This window comes from Klebsiella sp. 10-1 (assembly GCF_009758445.1).
Classification (GTDB): domain Bacteria; phylum Pseudomonadota; class Gammaproteobacteria; order Enterobacterales; family Enterobacteriaceae; genus Klebsiella; species Klebsiella scottii.
On record NZ_WQRE01000001.1, the window covers coordinates 561532 to 576570 of the forward strand.

Annotated in this window: 14 protein-coding genes and 5 tRNA genes; all 19 read left to right on the forward strand. The window is 53.8% G+C overall.

What is annotated here, in order from left to right:
- The first annotated feature begins 83 nt into the window (after nucleotides 1–83).
- The 19 genes from sucC (at nucleotide 84) to nadA (ending at nucleotide 15018) form a co-directional block, all read left to right on the forward strand.
- On the forward strand, nucleotides 84–1250 hold the full coding sequence (sucC, locus tag GO007_RS02610; protein ID WP_095095160.1) for an ADP-forming succinate--CoA ligase subunit beta: 1167 nt from the start codon (nucleotides 84–86) through the stop codon (nucleotides 1248–1250).
- Nucleotides 1250–2119 carry a succinate--CoA ligase subunit alpha gene (gene sucD, locus GO007_RS02615; protein WP_041144638.1) on the forward strand — a complete coding sequence of 290 codons (870 nt, stop codon included), beginning with the start codon at nucleotides 1250–1252 and terminating at the stop codon, nucleotides 2117–2119. Before sucC ends, sucD begins: the two co-directional genes overlap by 1 nt.
- Before the next feature lie 1290 nt (nucleotides 2120–3409).
- On the forward strand, nucleotides 3410–4978 hold the full coding sequence (gene cydA / locus GO007_RS02620; protein WP_095095162.1) for a cytochrome ubiquinol oxidase subunit I: 1569 nt from the start codon (nucleotides 3410–3412) through the stop codon (nucleotides 4976–4978).
- Nucleotides 4979–4993: 15 nt separating this feature from the next.
- The gene (cydB, locus tag GO007_RS02625) at nucleotides 4994–6133 is read left to right on the forward strand and encodes a cytochrome d ubiquinol oxidase subunit II (RefSeq protein ID WP_095095165.1); all 1140 of its coding nucleotides are present in this window, start codon (nucleotides 4994–4996) and stop codon (nucleotides 6131–6133) included.
- A 17-nt stretch (nucleotides 6134–6150) separates the two neighbouring features.
- A complete protein-coding gene (cydX, locus tag GO007_RS02630) occupies nucleotides 6151–6264 on the forward strand; it encodes a cytochrome bd-I oxidase subunit CydX (protein ID WP_004100325.1) in 114 nt (37 codons plus the stop codon).
- A 130-nt stretch (nucleotides 6265–6394) separates the two neighbouring features.
- Nucleotides 6395–6679 (forward strand): cyd operon protein YbgE, encoded by a 285-nt coding sequence (gene ybgE, locus GO007_RS02635; RefSeq protein ID WP_095095170.1) that lies wholly within the window; start codon nucleotides 6395–6397, stop codon nucleotides 6677–6679.
- 285 nt (nucleotides 6680–6964) lie between these two features.
- Entirely contained in the window at nucleotides 6965–7369 is a 405-nt protein-coding gene (gene ybgC, locus GO007_RS02640; RefSeq protein ID WP_041144642.1) for a tol-pal system-associated acyl-CoA thioesterase, read from the forward strand.
- Nucleotides 7366–8058 (forward strand): Tol-Pal system protein TolQ, encoded by a 693-nt coding sequence (tolQ, locus tag GO007_RS02645; protein WP_095095173.1) that lies wholly within the window; start codon nucleotides 7366–7368, stop codon nucleotides 8056–8058. The genes ybgC and tolQ overlap by 4 nt, the downstream gene beginning before the upstream one ends.
- A gap of 3 nt (nucleotides 8059–8061) precedes the next feature.
- Nucleotides 8062–8490 (forward strand): colicin uptake protein TolR, encoded by a 429-nt coding sequence (gene tolR, locus GO007_RS02650; RefSeq protein WP_015367661.1) that lies wholly within the window; start codon nucleotides 8062–8064, stop codon nucleotides 8488–8490.
- A 102-nt stretch (nucleotides 8491–8592) separates the two neighbouring features.
- Entirely contained in the window at nucleotides 8593–9915 is a 1323-nt protein-coding gene (gene tolA, locus GO007_RS02655) for a cell envelope integrity protein TolA (RefSeq protein ID WP_095095176.1), read from the forward strand.
- A gap of 129 nt (nucleotides 9916–10044) precedes the next feature.
- Entirely contained in the window at nucleotides 10045–11337 is a 1293-nt protein-coding gene (gene tolB / locus GO007_RS02660; RefSeq protein ID WP_041144645.1) for a Tol-Pal system beta propeller repeat protein TolB, read from the forward strand.
- Nucleotides 11338–11371: 34 nt separating this feature from the next.
- Nucleotides 11372–11896, forward strand: coding sequence for a peptidoglycan-associated lipoprotein Pal (gene pal / locus GO007_RS02665; protein ID WP_004859700.1), 525 nt, complete (start codon nucleotides 11372–11374; stop codon nucleotides 11894–11896).
- 9 nt (nucleotides 11897–11905) lie between these two features.
- Nucleotides 11906–12703 carry a cell division protein CpoB gene (gene cpoB, locus GO007_RS02670; protein WP_095095179.1) on the forward strand — a complete coding sequence of 266 codons (798 nt, stop codon included), beginning with the start codon at nucleotides 11906–11908 and terminating at the stop codon, nucleotides 12701–12703.
- 162 nt (nucleotides 12704–12865) lie between these two features.
- Nucleotides 12866–12941, forward strand: a tRNA-Lys gene (locus GO007_RS02675).
- 140 nt (nucleotides 12942–13081) lie between these two features.
- Nucleotides 13082–13157 (forward strand) — tRNA-Val (locus tag GO007_RS02680).
- A gap of 3 nt (nucleotides 13158–13160) precedes the next feature.
- Nucleotides 13161–13236, forward strand: a tRNA-Lys gene (locus GO007_RS02685).
- A 144-nt stretch (nucleotides 13237–13380) separates the two neighbouring features.
- A tRNA-Lys gene (locus tag GO007_RS02690) sits at nucleotides 13381–13456 on the forward strand.
- Between the two features lie 131 nt (nucleotides 13457–13587).
- A tRNA-Lys gene (locus tag GO007_RS02695) sits at nucleotides 13588–13663 on the forward strand.
- A gap of 311 nt (nucleotides 13664–13974) precedes the next feature.
- A complete protein-coding gene (gene nadA / locus GO007_RS02700; protein WP_095095182.1) occupies nucleotides 13975–15018 on the forward strand; it encodes a quinolinate synthase NadA in 1044 nt (347 codons plus the stop codon).
- The last annotated feature ends 21 nt before the right edge of the window (nucleotides 15019–15039 follow it).

A 15039-nucleotide genomic window follows, 5' to 3' on the forward strand; every position in this document is an offset into this window, starting at 1 on the left:
AAAAACATCATCAGCGCTGTAAACCGCGATTTATCGCCTTACAGACTAAATGATAACGATTACCTGAAGGATGGACTGAACACATGAACTTACATGAATATCAGGCGAAACAACTGTTTGCCCGCTATGGCTTACCGGCGCCGGTGGGTTATGCCTGTACTACTCCGCGTGAAGCAGAAGAAGCCGCTTCAAAAATCGGTGCGGGTCCGTGGGTAGTGAAATGTCAGGTTCACGCTGGTGGCCGCGGTAAAGCGGGCGGTGTGAAAGTAGTTAACAGCAAAGAAGACATTCGCGCATTTGCTGAACATTGGCTGGGCAAACGCCTGGTGACCTACCAGACGGATGCGCACGGCCAGCCGGTTAACCAGATCCTGGTTGAAGCTGCGACCGATATCGCCAAAGAGCTCTATCTTGGTGCGGTAGTTGACCGTAGCTCCCGTCGCGTAGTGTTCATGGCTTCCACCGAAGGCGGCGTGGAAATCGAAAAAGTGGCGGAAGAAACTCCGCACCTGATCCACAAAATTGCCATCGACCCGCTGGCGGGCCCGATGCCTTACCAGGGTCGTGAGCTGGCGTTCAAACTGGGTCTGGAAGGTAAGCAGGTTCAGCAGTTCACCAAAATCTTCATGGGCCTGGCGACCATCTTCCTGGAGCGCGACCTGGCGCTGATCGAAATCAACCCGCTGGTAATCACTAAGCAGGGCGACCTGATCTGCCTCGACGGCAAGCTGGGCGCCGATGGCAATGCCCTGTTCCGTCAGCCGGATCTGCGTGAAATGCGCGACCAGTCTCAGGAAGACCCGCGTGAAGCTCAGGCGGCGCAGTGGGAGCTGAACTACGTTGCTCTGGACGGCAACATTGGCTGTATGGTTAACGGCGCAGGCCTGGCGATGGGCACCATGGACATCGTTAAGCTGCACGGCGGCGAACCGGCTAACTTCCTTGACGTTGGCGGCGGCGCAACCAAAGAGCGCGTTACCGAAGCATTCAAAATCATCCTTTCCGACAGCAATGTTAAGGCCGTACTGGTTAACATCTTCGGCGGTATCGTTCGTTGCGACCTGATCGCCGACGGCATCATCGGCGCGGTAGAGGAAGTTGGCGTTAACGTTCCGGTGGTCGTTCGTCTGGAAGGTAACAACGCCGAACTGGGCGCGAAGAAACTGGCTGACAGCGGCCTGAATATTATTGCAGCGAAAAGTCTGACGGACGCAGCACAGCAGGTTGTTGCCGCAGTGGAGGGGAAATAATGTCCATTTTAATTGATAAAAATACCAAGGTTATCTGCCAGGGCTTCACCGGTAGCCAGGGGACTTTCCACTCCGAACAGGCGATCGCTTACGGTACGCAAATGGTCGGCGGCGTTACGCCGGGCAAAGGCGGCACCACGCATCTGGGCCTGCCGGTGTTTAACACCGTGCGCGAAGCCGTTGACGCAACCGGCGCTACCGCGACCGTTATCTATGTACCAGCTCCGTTCTGCAAAGACTCCATTCTGGAAGCTATTGATGCGGGCATTAAGCTGATCATCACCATCACCGAAGGTATCCCGACGCTGGATATGCTGACCGTGAAAGTGAAGCTTGATGAAGCTGGCGTACGCATGATCGGCCCTAACTGCCCGGGCGTTATCACCCCAGGCGCATGCAAAATCGGCATCATGCCGGGTCACATTCATCAGCCGGGTAAAGTGGGCATCGTTTCCCGTTCCGGTACGCTGACCTATGAAGCGGTTAAGCAGACTACTGACTACGGCTTCGGCCAGTCTACCTGCGTCGGTATCGGCGGTGACCCGATCCCGGGTTCTAACTTCATTGATATCCTGAAGCTGTTCCAGGAAGACCCGCAGACCGAAGCGATCGTGATGATCGGTGAGATCGGCGGCAGCGCTGAAGAAGAAGCGGCAGCCTACATCAAAGAGCACGTGACCAAGCCGGTGGTAGGTTACATCGCCGGTGTGACCGCGCCGAAAGGCAAGCGTATGGGCCACGCTGGCGCCATCATCGCTGGCGGTAAAGGTACGGCTGACGAGAAGTTCGCTGCCCTGGAAGCGGCCGGTGTGAAAACCGTCCGTAGCCTGGCAGATATCGGCGAAGCGCTGAAATCTATCATTAAGTAAATGTAATAAACGGCCCCTGCTATTTGATGGTTGCTATTGAATAGACCGGGGCTGGTCCAGTTTCGACATGGTTGGCCACCTTCCGGTGGCCTTTTTTACGCCAGCCTCTCTGCTATCCTCGAATTTTTCGATCACGCCGGCTATGATGCTCAGCGGTAATAATACGAATAACACGGATTAGTTTTTTTGAGCCACCCTCGGGATCGCCGACGATCGAAAAGAACGATGGCTTTATACTTGAATAACCCCTGTTAAATCAATAGCAATCAAAGGGTTACTTCCGTTTTTGTTTGCGGAGTGCGGGCGATGAACAGCGCTTTAAATAAGCATGAATTTATATTTATAGGCGGGCTGTTATTTTACCGCCGAGGTGAAATCAATATTTAATAACGTCGCGGAATTGCTTTTTAATTATGTGATAAACGGCGTGAAGAAATTTCCAAAGGGAATTACGTTTTTCGGTAGATACATTTTTTAATGTAGGTAATAACAGCGAAAACGTCTGTTATATATTCATTTTTGTTGGCAGGCGCTGAAGGCGAGAGGGTAGGCCAACGCGCGGAATTATTCTTTGCGCCATCAGCGGCGGTGCGCTACGCATTTGCGGAACTGAGGAGCCGGCGGCGGGGCGGTATCCCGATTTTGTCGATTCGGCGATAGTTTCCCTGCGGTGTTAAGTGTAAGTAAAAACAATGATAAATAAAATAAGTAGAAATTAAACGGGTAATAACTTGATAAAAAAAATCCGTGAGCTACGCGACATTATTTGCCGATAGTGGCCAACCCCGGCACTGTTTCCCCGGCTTAAAAGGCGATCCGGCTTTAAATAAATCGACTATCATTTTTTAGTAACTGATGACACCTTCACAAAACATATCTTTAACCTGCCGTTTACTAGCGTTGTACATAGTAAACATAATTAACATTCAAAATGAAAATTGATTTAAATCAATGTTTAACTGTTGGAAAAAAATGAGAAATGGAGTTAAATTGTCGCCGATCAAATTGGCTGAAAACCGGTATTTTCGCTATAAATTGATCGCTGTCGAAAAGCGCAAATTTATCTCAATAAAAACCTATTTATTGTAAGGGATTTGCAGCGTAATATAACCACGGGATCAATTTGGGTGTTTTTTTAACATGTTTGTAACTTTTCACCATTACCGTTTCCTCTTAAAGGAAGAAAGGGTGCGGCGAAAGGGCGCAAATAAATTTGTATTGGGGCATGTGTGTGACCCTTTCTAACGGGGTTCACTCTCGGAGTCTTCATGCGATGAGCAAGGAGTCATGATGTTAGATATAGTCGAACTGTCGCGCTTACAGTTTGCCTTGACCGCGATGTACCACTTCCTTTTTGTGCCACTGACGCTTGGTATGGCGTTCCTGCTGGCCATCATGGAGACGGTTTACGTCCTTTCCGGCAAACAGATTTATAAAGATATGACCAAATTCTGGGGCAAGTTGTTTGGTATCAACTTTGCGCTGGGTGTAGCAACCGGTTTGACCATGGAGTTCCAGTTCGGGACAAACTGGTCTTATTACTCTCACTACGTGGGCGATATCTTCGGTGCGCCGCTGGCCATTGAAGGGCTGATGGCCTTCTTCCTTGAATCTACCTTTGTCGGTCTGTTCTTCTTCGGCTGGGATCGTCTGGGCAAAGTACAGCACATGGCGGTGACCTGGCTGGTGGCTCTGGGGTCCAACCTTTCCGCATTGTGGATCCTTGTTGCTAACGGCTGGATGCAAAACCCGATCGCCTCGGACTTCAACTTCGAAACCATGCGTATGGAGATGGTCAGCTTCTCCGAGCTGGTCCTGAACCCTGTCGCTCAGGTGAAGTTTGTCCACACCGTCGCCTCTGGTTACGTCTGCGGCGCGATGTTCGTGCTGGGCATCAGCTCCTACTATATGCTGCGCGGTCGTGACTTCGCCTTTGCTAAACGCTCCTTCGCCATCGCGGCAAGCTTCGGTATGGCCGCTATTCTCTCCGTTATCGTACTCGGCGATGAGTCCGGTTACGAAATGGGCGACGTGCAGAAGACTAAACTCGCGGCTATCGAAGCCGAATGGGAAACGCAGCCGGCGCCAGCCGCCTTCACCCTGTTTGGTATTCCCGATCAGGATGCGCAGCAAAACCGCTTCGCGATTCAAATCCCGTATGCGTTGGGGATTATCGCCACCCGCTCCGTGGATAAGCAGGTTACCGGTCTGAAAGAGCTGTTGGTGCAGCACGAAGCGCGTATTCGCAACGGGATGAAAGCCTACACCCTGCTGGAAGAGCTGCGTGCCGGTTCGAAAGATCAGGCCGTTCGTGATGAATTCAATAGCATCAAAAAAGACCTTGGCTACGGTCTGCTGCTGAAACGCTATACGCCTAACGTCTCCGACGCGACGGAAGCTCAGATTGCACTGGCAACGAAGGACTCGATCCCTCGCGTGGCTCCGCTGTACTTTGCCTTCCGTATCATGGTTGCCTGCGGCATCCTGATGCTGGGTATCATTGCGGCCTCGTTCTGGACGGTTATCCGCAATCAGGTCGGCGAGAAAAAATGGCTGCTGCGCATCGCGCTTTACGCGATTCCTCTGCCGTGGATTGCCATCGAATCCGGCTGGTTCGTTGCTGAATACGGCCGTCAGCCGTGGGCGATAGGTGAGGTGTTGCCGACCGCCGTGGCGAACTCCTCGCTGACCGCCGCTGACCTGATCTTCTCGATGTTGCTGATTTGCGGTCTGTACACCCTGTTCCTGGTGGCGGAGCTGTACCTGATGTTCAAATTCGCACGCCGTGGCCCAAGCAGCCTGAAAACCGGTCGCTACCATTTTGAGCAGTCTTCCGCGACTACTCAGCCGGCACGCTAAGACAGGAGTCGTCAAATGATCGATTATGAAGTATTGCGTTTAATCTGGTGGCTGCTGATCGGCATTCTGCTGATTGGTTTTGCCGTCACCGATGGCTTCGACATGGGGGTGGGGATGCTCACCCGCTTCCTCGGTCGTAATGACACCGAGCGTCGAATCATGATCAACTCCATTGCCCCGCACTGGGACGGAAACCAGGTATGGCTGATTACCGCGGGCGGCGCGCTGTTTGCCGCCTGGCCGACGGTCTATGCCGCAGCGTTTTCCGGCTTCTATGTGGCAATGATTCTGGTGCTGGCGTCTCTGTTCTTCCGTCCGGTGGGTTTCGACTACCGCTCGAAGATTGAGGACACCCGCTGGCGTAACATGTGGGACTGGGGCATCTTCATCGGTAGCTTCGTGCCGCCGCTGGTGATCGGCGTTGCGTTCGGTAACCTGCTGCAGGGCGTGCCGTTCCACATGGATGAATATATGCGCCTGTACTACACGGGTAACTTCTTCCAGCTGCTGAATCCGTTTGGTCTGCTGGCCGGCGTGGTTAGCGTGGCGATGATCCTGACCCAGGGCGCGACCTATCTGCAGATGCGTACCGTCGGTGAACTGCACCTGCGCGCTCGCGTAACCTCACAGGTTGCGGCACTGGTGACGCTGGTCTGCTTCCTGCTGGCAGGCGTTTGGGTGGTCTACGGTATCGATGGTTACGTAGTGACCTCGGTTATCGATCGCGCAGCGCCGTCTAACCCGCTGACTAAAGAAGTCGCTCGTCAGGCCGGCGCGTGGATGGTCAACTTCAATAACATGCCGTCGCTGTGGGCGATCCCTGCGCTGGGCGTCGTGCTGCCGCTGCTGACTATTCTGACCTCACGTATGGAGAAGGGCGCTCTGGCGTTTGTTTCTTCCTCCATCACGCTGGCGTGTATCATCCTGACTGCGGGCATCGCTATGTTCCCGTTCATCATGCCTTCCAGCACGATGATGAACGTTAGCCTGACCATATGGGATGCGACCTCCAGCCAGATGACGCTGAACCTGATGACCTATGTGGCGATTGTCTTTGTGCCGATTATTCTGGGCTACACCAGCTGGTGTTACTGGAAAATGTTTGGCCGCATCACCAGAGAAGACATCGAAAAGAACACCCACTCGCTGTACTAAGGTAAGGAGCTATATATATGTGGTATTTCGCATGGATTTTGGGAACGCTTCTTGCCTGTGCTTTTGGGGTTATCACCGCGCTGGCGCTTGAGCACGTGGAAGCCACCAAAGCAGGTAAAGAAGAACACTGATGATAGTTATCGCAACGCGATATACGAAATCAGTCGGGTTGCATCAAGGCGGCAAGCCAGGGAATCCCCGGGAGCTTACGGTGGTAAGCGACTGGGGTGAGCGGGCATAGCCAACAAGGAGGCAACACGAATGATAAAATATATCTATGCGATAATGGATAAGCGCCCGCTCAGGGCGCTTTCTCTGCTGATGGCGCTGCTGCTGGCGGGCTGCATTTTCTGGGACCCGTCGCGCTTTGCGGCGAAAACCAGCGAGCTTGAAATCTGGCATGGTTTCCTGCTGATGTGGGCCGTTTGCGCCGGCGTTATCCACGGCGTGGGCTTTCGTCCGCGCGCCGTCTTCTGGCAGGGGATTTTCTGTCCACTCATCGCTGACATTGTCCTCATTACAGGGCTTTTCTTTTTCTTCTTTTGAACGATAAAAGTATAAGAGAACTCTGGTAACCTCATGGGCTTGCATAAGCCCATAAAAATTTACTCGCCGTTTACTTTCTCCCATTCCAAACCACGATTCCCGCGCGTATAGTAGCGAAGTTTGAAAGCACTAATCTTTTTTTGCATTACCGGGATGTAAAGTGAACACAACGCGATATACAACGGCATTCTCAATGCATCGCGGCGGCAGGTACGCAACTCACCGGGAGCTTACAAGAGTAAGTGACTGGCGTGAGCGGACGAAGCCAACAAAGAGGCAGCAGGAATGAATAAGTATATGTTTCGATGGCCGGTTCGGGTCTACTACGAAGATACCGATGCCGGTGGTGTGGTTTACCACGCCAGCTACGTCGCTTTTTATGAAAGAGCACGTACGGAGATGCTGCGTCACCATCACTTCAGTCAGCAGGTTTTGTTGGCTGAGCGAGTTGCCTTCGTGGTTCGCAAAATGACGCTTGAATATTTTGCGCCCGCCAGACTCGACGACATGCTCGAAATCCAGACGGAAATATCTTCGATGCGAGGCACCTCATTGGTCTTCACGCAGCGAATCGTCAACGCCGAGAATACAGTGTTAAACGAAGCTGAGGTTCTCATTGTGTGCGTTGATCCACTCTTAATGAAGCCTCGTGCGCTTCCCAAGTCTATTGTCGCGGAGTTTAAGCAGTGACTGACATGAATATCCTTGATTTGTTCCTGAAGGCCAGCCTTCTGGTTAAACTTATCATGTTGATTTTGATTGGTTTTTCTATCGCTTCCTGGGCTATTATTATTCAGAGAACGCGTATCCTCAATACCGCAACCCGCGAGGCTGAGGCCTTTGAAGATAAGTTCTGGTCGGGTATTGAGCTTTCTCGCCTGTATCAGGAAAGCCAAGGGCGTCGCGATAATCTGGTCGGTTCGGAACAGATTTTCTACAGTGGTTTCAAAGAATTTGCCCGCCTGCATCGCGCCAACAGCCATGCGCCTGAGGCGGTGGTCGAAGGGGCCTCGCGCGCTATGCGCATCTCCATGAACCGCGAACTGGAAACCCTGGAAACGCATATCCCGTTCCTGGGAACAGTCGGCTCCATCAGCCCTTATATCGGCCTGTTTGGTACCGTTTGGGGGATTATGCACGCCTTTATCGCTCTCGGGGCGGTGAAACAGGCGACTCTGCAGATGGTTGCGCCGGGTATCGCCGAAGCGCTTATCGCCACGGCAATCGGTCTGTTTGCCGCAATCCCGGCGGTAATGGCCTATAACCGTTTGAACCAGCGGGTGAACAAACTTGAACTGAACTACGACAACTTTATGGAAGAGTTCACCGCGATTCTGCACCGTCAGGCTTTTACCAGCAGCGAAAGCAATAAGGGGTAAGCCATGGCCAGAGCACGTGGACGCGGACGTCGCGAACTGAAGTCCGAGATCAACATCGTTCCGCTGCTGGATGTCTTGTTGGTGCTGCTGCTGATCTTTATGGCAACAGCGCCGATCATTACGCAGAGCGTAGAGGTCGACCTGCCGGATGCTACCGAATCGCAGGCGGTTAAAAGCAACGACGAACCGCCGGTGATCGTTGAAGTTTCCGGCGTCGGGCAGTACAGCGTGAAAGTTGGCCAGGAAACGCTGTCGCAGCTGCCGCCGGAGCAGGTTATTGCCGAAGCGAAGCGCCGACTCGAGGCCAATGAGAAAACGGTGTTCCTGATCGGCGGTGCGAAGGACGTACCTTACGATGAAATTATTAAAGCGCTTAACCTGTTGCATAGCGCAGGGGTTAAATCGGTTGGCTTAATGACCAAGCCTATTTAATCGCTTCAGATATGTGCGCCCGCAGGACGCAGGCGACGAGAGAAACAGGCTCGTCGCCTGCGAGAAGAGCGGGAACAGGCGAACAGTTTTTGGGAACCGATAGTGTCAAAGGCAACCGAACAAAACGACAAGCTTAAACGAGCCATCATAGTTTCAGTCGTGCTGCACATCTTTCTGATCGCGCTGCTGATCTGGAGTTCGTTCGATGAGCATCTGGATACCTCATCCGGTGGAGGAGGAGGCTCTTCTATTGATGCGGTGATGGTCGATCCTGGGGCGGTCGTTAACAACTACAACCGTCAGCAGCAGCAGCAGGCCAGTTCGCGCCGCGCCGCAGAGCAACGCGAAAAGCAGGCTCAGCAGCAGGCCGAAGAGCTGCGTGAAAAACAAGCCGCAGAGCAGGAGCGCCTGAAGCAGCTGGAGCAGGACCGCCTGCAGGCTCAGGAAGCGGCTAAAGAAGCGAAAGAACAGCAGAAGCAGGCTGAAGAAGCCGCAGAGAAAGCGGCTTCAGCGGCGAAAGCGAAGGCTGACGCTCAGGCGAAAGAAGCGCAGGAAGCGGCTGCGAAAGCCGCCGCCGATGCAAAAGCGAAGGCGGATGCTCAGGCTAAAGTAGCGGAAGCTGCCGCAGCCAAGGCCGCCGCTGATGCGAAAAAGCAGGCGGAAGCGGAAGCGGCGAAAGCTGCAGCGGACGCGCAGAAGAAAGCCGAGGCGAAAGCTGCGGCAGACGCGCAGAAGAAAGCTGAAGCCGACGCGGCGAAAAAAGCGCAGCAGCAGGCTGAGAAGAAAGCACAGCAGGACGCGGCTAAACAGGCCGCCGCCGAGAAGGCTGCGGCAGAGAAAGCGGCTGCAGCCAAAGCCGCCTCTGAAAAAGCCGCGGCAGATAAAGCTGCAGCGGCTGCAGAGAAAGCAGCGGCAGCCAAAGCCGAGGCCGCGGAAAAAGCTGCCGCAGAAAAAGCGGCTAAGGCCGCCGCAGCGAAGGCCGCAGCCGGTAAAGCCGCCGCCGCGAAGAAAGCCGCGGCAGCTAAAGAAGCTGACGGCGTTGACGACCTGCTCGGCGATCTGAGCTCGGGTAAGAATGCGCCGAAAGGTGGCGGAGCGAAAGGTCAGGGGCAGCCGGCGAATGCAACCGGCACTTCGGGCAGCAACGGCGGGGCGTCTGGCGCAGATATCAGCGGCTACGCATCGCAGATTCGTAATGCTATTCAGAGCCGTTTGTACGGTGCTGATTTGTATGCAGGAAAGTCTTGTGTGCTGCATATTAAGCTGGGGCCTGATGGTCAATTGCTTGATATACAACAGGAAGGTGGGGATCCGGCTCTTTGCCAGGCTGCATTGACGGCGGCCAAAACGGCGAGGATTCCGAAACCACCTAGCCAGGCAGTTTATGAGAAAATAAAAGATGCCAAACTAGACTTTAAACTGTAATAGTTTTCCCCGTGCAAACGGGGCAAAACAATCTATGGTTGTCACCGGGTTTTGGTAGTTTTGTGTATTTGAGTTTGTTAACATTCTGCTAAATTATCGTGGGCTTTCCGCCCGGATAAGGGAGATATGATGAAGCAGGCATTACGAGTAGCATTTGGTTTTTTAATGCTGTGGGCGGCTGTGCTGCACGCAGAAGTACGTATCGAGATCACCCAAGGGGTGGACTCGGCACGCCCGATCGGCGTTGTACCGTTCCAGTGGGCCGGGCCGGGTGCTGCACCTGAAGATATTGGCGGTGTGGTGGCGGCTGACCTGCGCAACAGCGGTAAATTCAACCCGCTGGATCGCTCGCGTCTGCCTCAGCAGCCGGGAACCGCGCAGGAAGTTCAACCTGCCGCATGGTCCGCGCTGGGCATTGACGCCGTAGTCGTCGGCCAGGTTACGCCAAACCCGGACGGTTCTTACAACGTAGCCTACCAGCTGGTCGACACCGGCGGTGCGCCGGGCACGATTCTGGCGCAGAACTCCTATAAGGTGACTAAACAGTACCTTCGCTATGCGGGTCATACCGCCAGCGATGCGGTATTTGAGAAGCTGACCTCGATTAAGGGCGCGTTCCGTACCCGTATTGCTTACGTTGTCCAGACCAACGGCGGCCAGTTCCCGTATGAGCTGCGCGTTTCCGACTACGACGGCTACAACCAGTTTGTCGTCCACCGTTCTCCGCAGCCGCTGATGTCTCCGGCATGGTCTCCGGACGGTTCTAAACTGGCTTACGTCACTTTCGAAAGCGGTCGTTCTGCGCTGGTCGTGCAGACTCTGGCCAACGGAGCGGTGCGTCAGATTGCCTCGTTCCCGCAGCATAACGGCGCGCCGGCATTCTCGCCTGACGGTAGCAAGCTGGCCTTCGCGCTGTCGAAAACCGGTAGCCTGAACCTGTACGTGATGGATCTGGGCTCTGGTCAGATTCGTCAGGTGACCAACGGTCGCAGCAACAACACCGAACCAACCTGGTTCCCGGACAGCCAGAACCTGGCCTTTACTTCTGACCAGGCCGGTCGTCCGCAGGTGTACAAAGTCAGCGTCGGCGGCGGTACTCCGCAGCGTATTTCCTGGGAAGGTTCGCAAAACCAGGATGCGGATGTCAGCAGCGACGGTAAATTTATGGTAATGGTGAGCTCGGCCAGCGGCCAGCAGCACATTGCCAAACAAGATCTGGTAGCGGGTGGCGTACAAGTTCTGTCGTCAACGTTCCTGGATGAAACGCCAAGTCTGGCACCTAACGGCACTATGGTTATCTACAGCTCTTCTCAGGGGATGGGATCCGTGCTGAATCTGGTTTCTACAGATGGGCGTTTCAAAGCGCGTCTTCCGGCGACTGATGGACAGGTAAAATTCCCTGCCTGGTCTCCGTATCTGTGATAATAAATAATTGATTATTAAAGGAATCAAAGAAATGCAACTGAACAAAGTGCTGAAAGGGCTGATGATCGCTCTGCCGGTTATGGCAATCGCGGCGTGTTCTTCCAACAAGAACGCCAGCAACGACCAGAGCGGTGAAGGCATGCTGGGTGCCGGCACTGGTATGGATGCTAACGCTAACGGCGGCAACATGTCTTCTGAAGAGCAAGCTCGTCTGCAAATGCAGCAGCTGCAGCAGAACAACATCGTTTACTTCGATCTGGACAAGTACGATATCCGTTCTGACTTCGCTGCAATGCTGGATGCGCACGCTAACTTCCTGCGTAGCAACCCGTCCTATAAAGTGACCGTTGAAGGTCACGCGGATGAGCGCGGTACTCCGGAATACAACATCGCTCTGGGCGAGCGTCGTGCTAACGCCGTTAAGATGTATCTGCAGGGCAAAGGTGTTTCTGCTGACCAGATCTCCATCGTTTCTTACGGTAAAGAAAAACCTGCAGTACTGGGCCATGACGAAGCGGCTTACGCTAAAAACCGTCGCGCCGTACTGGTTTACTAAGAGAATTGCATGAGCAGTAACTTCAGACATCATCTGTTGAGTCTGTCGTTACTGGTTGGCATAGCGGCCCCCTGGGCCGCTTTTGCTCAGGCGCCAATCAGTAGTGTCGGCTCAGGCTCGGTCGAAGACCGCGTCACTCAACTCGAGCGTATTTCTAATGCTCACAGTCAGCTTTTAACCCAACTTCAGCAACAGCTCTCCGATAACCAGAACGATATTGATTCCCTGCGCGGTCAGATTCAGGAAAGTCAGTATCAGCTTAATCAGGTTGTTGAGCGCCAGAAACAGATCCTGCTGCAAATTAACGGGATGAGCAGCGGCGGGGCGGCGACGGATGCGCAGACGCCGGCGGCATCGTCTGGCGACGGGCAGGGCGCAGCGGCCGCTACGGCGGCACCAGCGGCGAACTCTGGCGTTCCGGCGCTGACCGGAGATGCGAACACCGATTACAACGCCGCTATTGCGCTGGTGAAGGATTCGTCCCGCCAGGATGACGCCATGGCTGCGTTTCAGAATTTCGTCAAGAAGTACCCGGACTCAACGTATCAACCGAACGCCAACTACTGGCTCGGTCAGTTGAATTACAACAAGGGGAAAAAGGACGATGCGGCCTACTATTTCGCTTCGGTGGTGAAGAATTACCCTAAATCCCCAAAAGCGCCGGATGCGATGTTCAAAGTCGGCGTGATCATGCAGGACAAAGGTGATACCGCAAAAGCGAAGGCAGTTTACCAGCAGGTAGTCGGTAAATTTCCCGGTACCGATGGCGCGAAACAAGCTCAGAAACGCCTTAACGCGCTCGGATGATTATGCCATGACCAGAAATTGCAGTATTTCTGGTCGTGTCGCATGAATCCTAAGCAGTCAGATGTTTTTTATCGAAATACTTGTTGCGCTGAATTCTTAAATCAGTAATATATGCCGCCGTTGCCACGGGATATCGAACAAGCCTGAAGCGACGAAAAAAGTGGGTCGTTAGCTCAGTTGGTAGAGCAGTTGACTTTTAATCAATTGGTCGCAGGTTCGAATCCTGCACGACCCACCAATCGTTCTGGTGGAACACGATAGTAAAACGTGAAGGATAACGTTGCATTAGCAACGGCCCGTAGGGCAAGGCGAAGCCGAGTCATCCTGCACGACCCACCACTAACTCGCTTAGTTAGTAGCAGTATCCAGCGTAGTATCGGGTGATTAGCTCAGCTGGGAGAGCACCTCCCTTACAAGGAGGGGGTCGGCGGTTCGATCCCGTCATCACCCACCACTCGGGTCGTTAGCTCAGTTGGTAGAGCAGTTGACTTTTAATCAATTGGTCGCAGGTTCGAATCCTGCACGACCCACCAATTTTAACGTCTTACTCAGATGTTAAGCGTGAAGGATAACATTGCGCAGCAATGGCCCGTAGGGCGAGCGTAAGCGAGTCATCCTGCACGACCCACCATTTTTTATTGGTGACGAGTGAAGAATGATTCAGGTAGTACCCGAGCGGGTCGTTAGCTCAGTTGGTAGAGCAGTTGACTTTTAATCAATTGGTCGCAGGTTCGAATCCTGCACGACCCACCAACGCTTAAGGTATTTAGCGGTAGAGAAAGTGAAGGATAACGTTGCGCGGCAACGGCCCGAAGGGCGAGGCAAAGCCGAGTCATCCTGCACGACCCACCAACCTGAATGATTTAAAGTAGTAAACCCGCAAGGGGTCGTTAGCTCAGTTGGTAGAGCAGTTGACTTTTAATCAATTGGTCGCAGGTTCGAATCCTGCACGACCCACCAATTTTAATGTCTTACTCAGATGTTAAGCGTGAAGGATAACGTTGCACGGCAACGGCCAGTAGGGCGAGCGCAAGCGAGTCATCCTGCACGACCCACCAGTGTAAAAAGGCGCCCTAAAGGCGCCTTTTTGCTATCGGCAATTTATAATATTCAACCCGCAGCTTTATCCCTTTTCCCGCAGATAAATTCCCCACGACATTTTCTGTACAATCGGCTATCTTGTTTAGCATATAAAACACTACGGCCGTCCCGGTGCCGCGTGAAGGCATTTTAACGGTCTTTGAGTTAAGCCAGTAAAACGAGATTGCATGATGAGCGTAATGTTTGACCCTGAAACGGCGATTTATCCTTTCCCGCCCAAGCCGATGCCGTTGAACCGCGATGAAAAGCACTTTTATCGTGAAAAGATCAAGCGCCTGCTGCGCGAACGGGATGCGGTCATGGTTGCCCACTACTATACCGACCCTGAAATTCAGCAGCTGGCGGAAGAGACCGGCGGGTGCATCTCTGATTCTCTTGAAATGGCGCGCTTTGGCGCCCGCCACCCGGCATCCACGCTGCTGGTTGCCGGCGTGCGTTTTATGGGCGAAACGGCAAAAATCCTTAGCCCGGAAAAAACGATCCTGATGCCGACGCTTCACGCCGAGTGCTCCCTCGATCTGGGCTGTCCCATTGACGAGTTCAGTCAGTTTTGCGATGCGCATCCTGACCGCACCGTGGTGGTCTACGCTAATACCTCCGCGGCGGTTAAAGCCCGCGCTGACTGGGTGGTGACCTCCAGCATTGCGGTTGAGCTGATCGAGCATCTTGATAGCCTGGGCGAAAAAATCATTTGGGCGCCGGACCGCCACCTGGGCAATTACGTACAGAAACAGACGGGCGCAGACGTTCTGTGCTGGCAGGGCGCCTGTATTGTGCACGATGAATTTAAAACCCAGGCGCTGAGCAGAATGAAGGCGCTGTACCCTGACGCCGCGGTGCTGGTTCATCCTGAATCGCCGCAGTCGATTGTGGATATGGCCGATGCCGTGGGGTCAACCAGCCAGCTAATCAATGCGGCCAGAACGCTACCTCAGCGCCAGCTGATTGTCGCCACCGACCGCGGTATCTTCTATAAAATGCAGCAGGCAGTGCCGGAGAAAGAGCTGCTGGAAGCGCCGACGGCCGGCGAAGGGGCAACCTGCCGCAGCTGCGCCCACTGCCCGTGGATGGCGATGAACGGTCTGAAGGCGATTGCTGAAGGTCTGGAACATGGCGGAGCAGCGCACGAGATTCAGGTTGATGAGCAGCTGCGTACCGGCGCATTAATTCCGCTTAACAGAATGCTGGATTTTGCGGCTACACTACGGGGATAACCGACAACGCGTGCAATACGC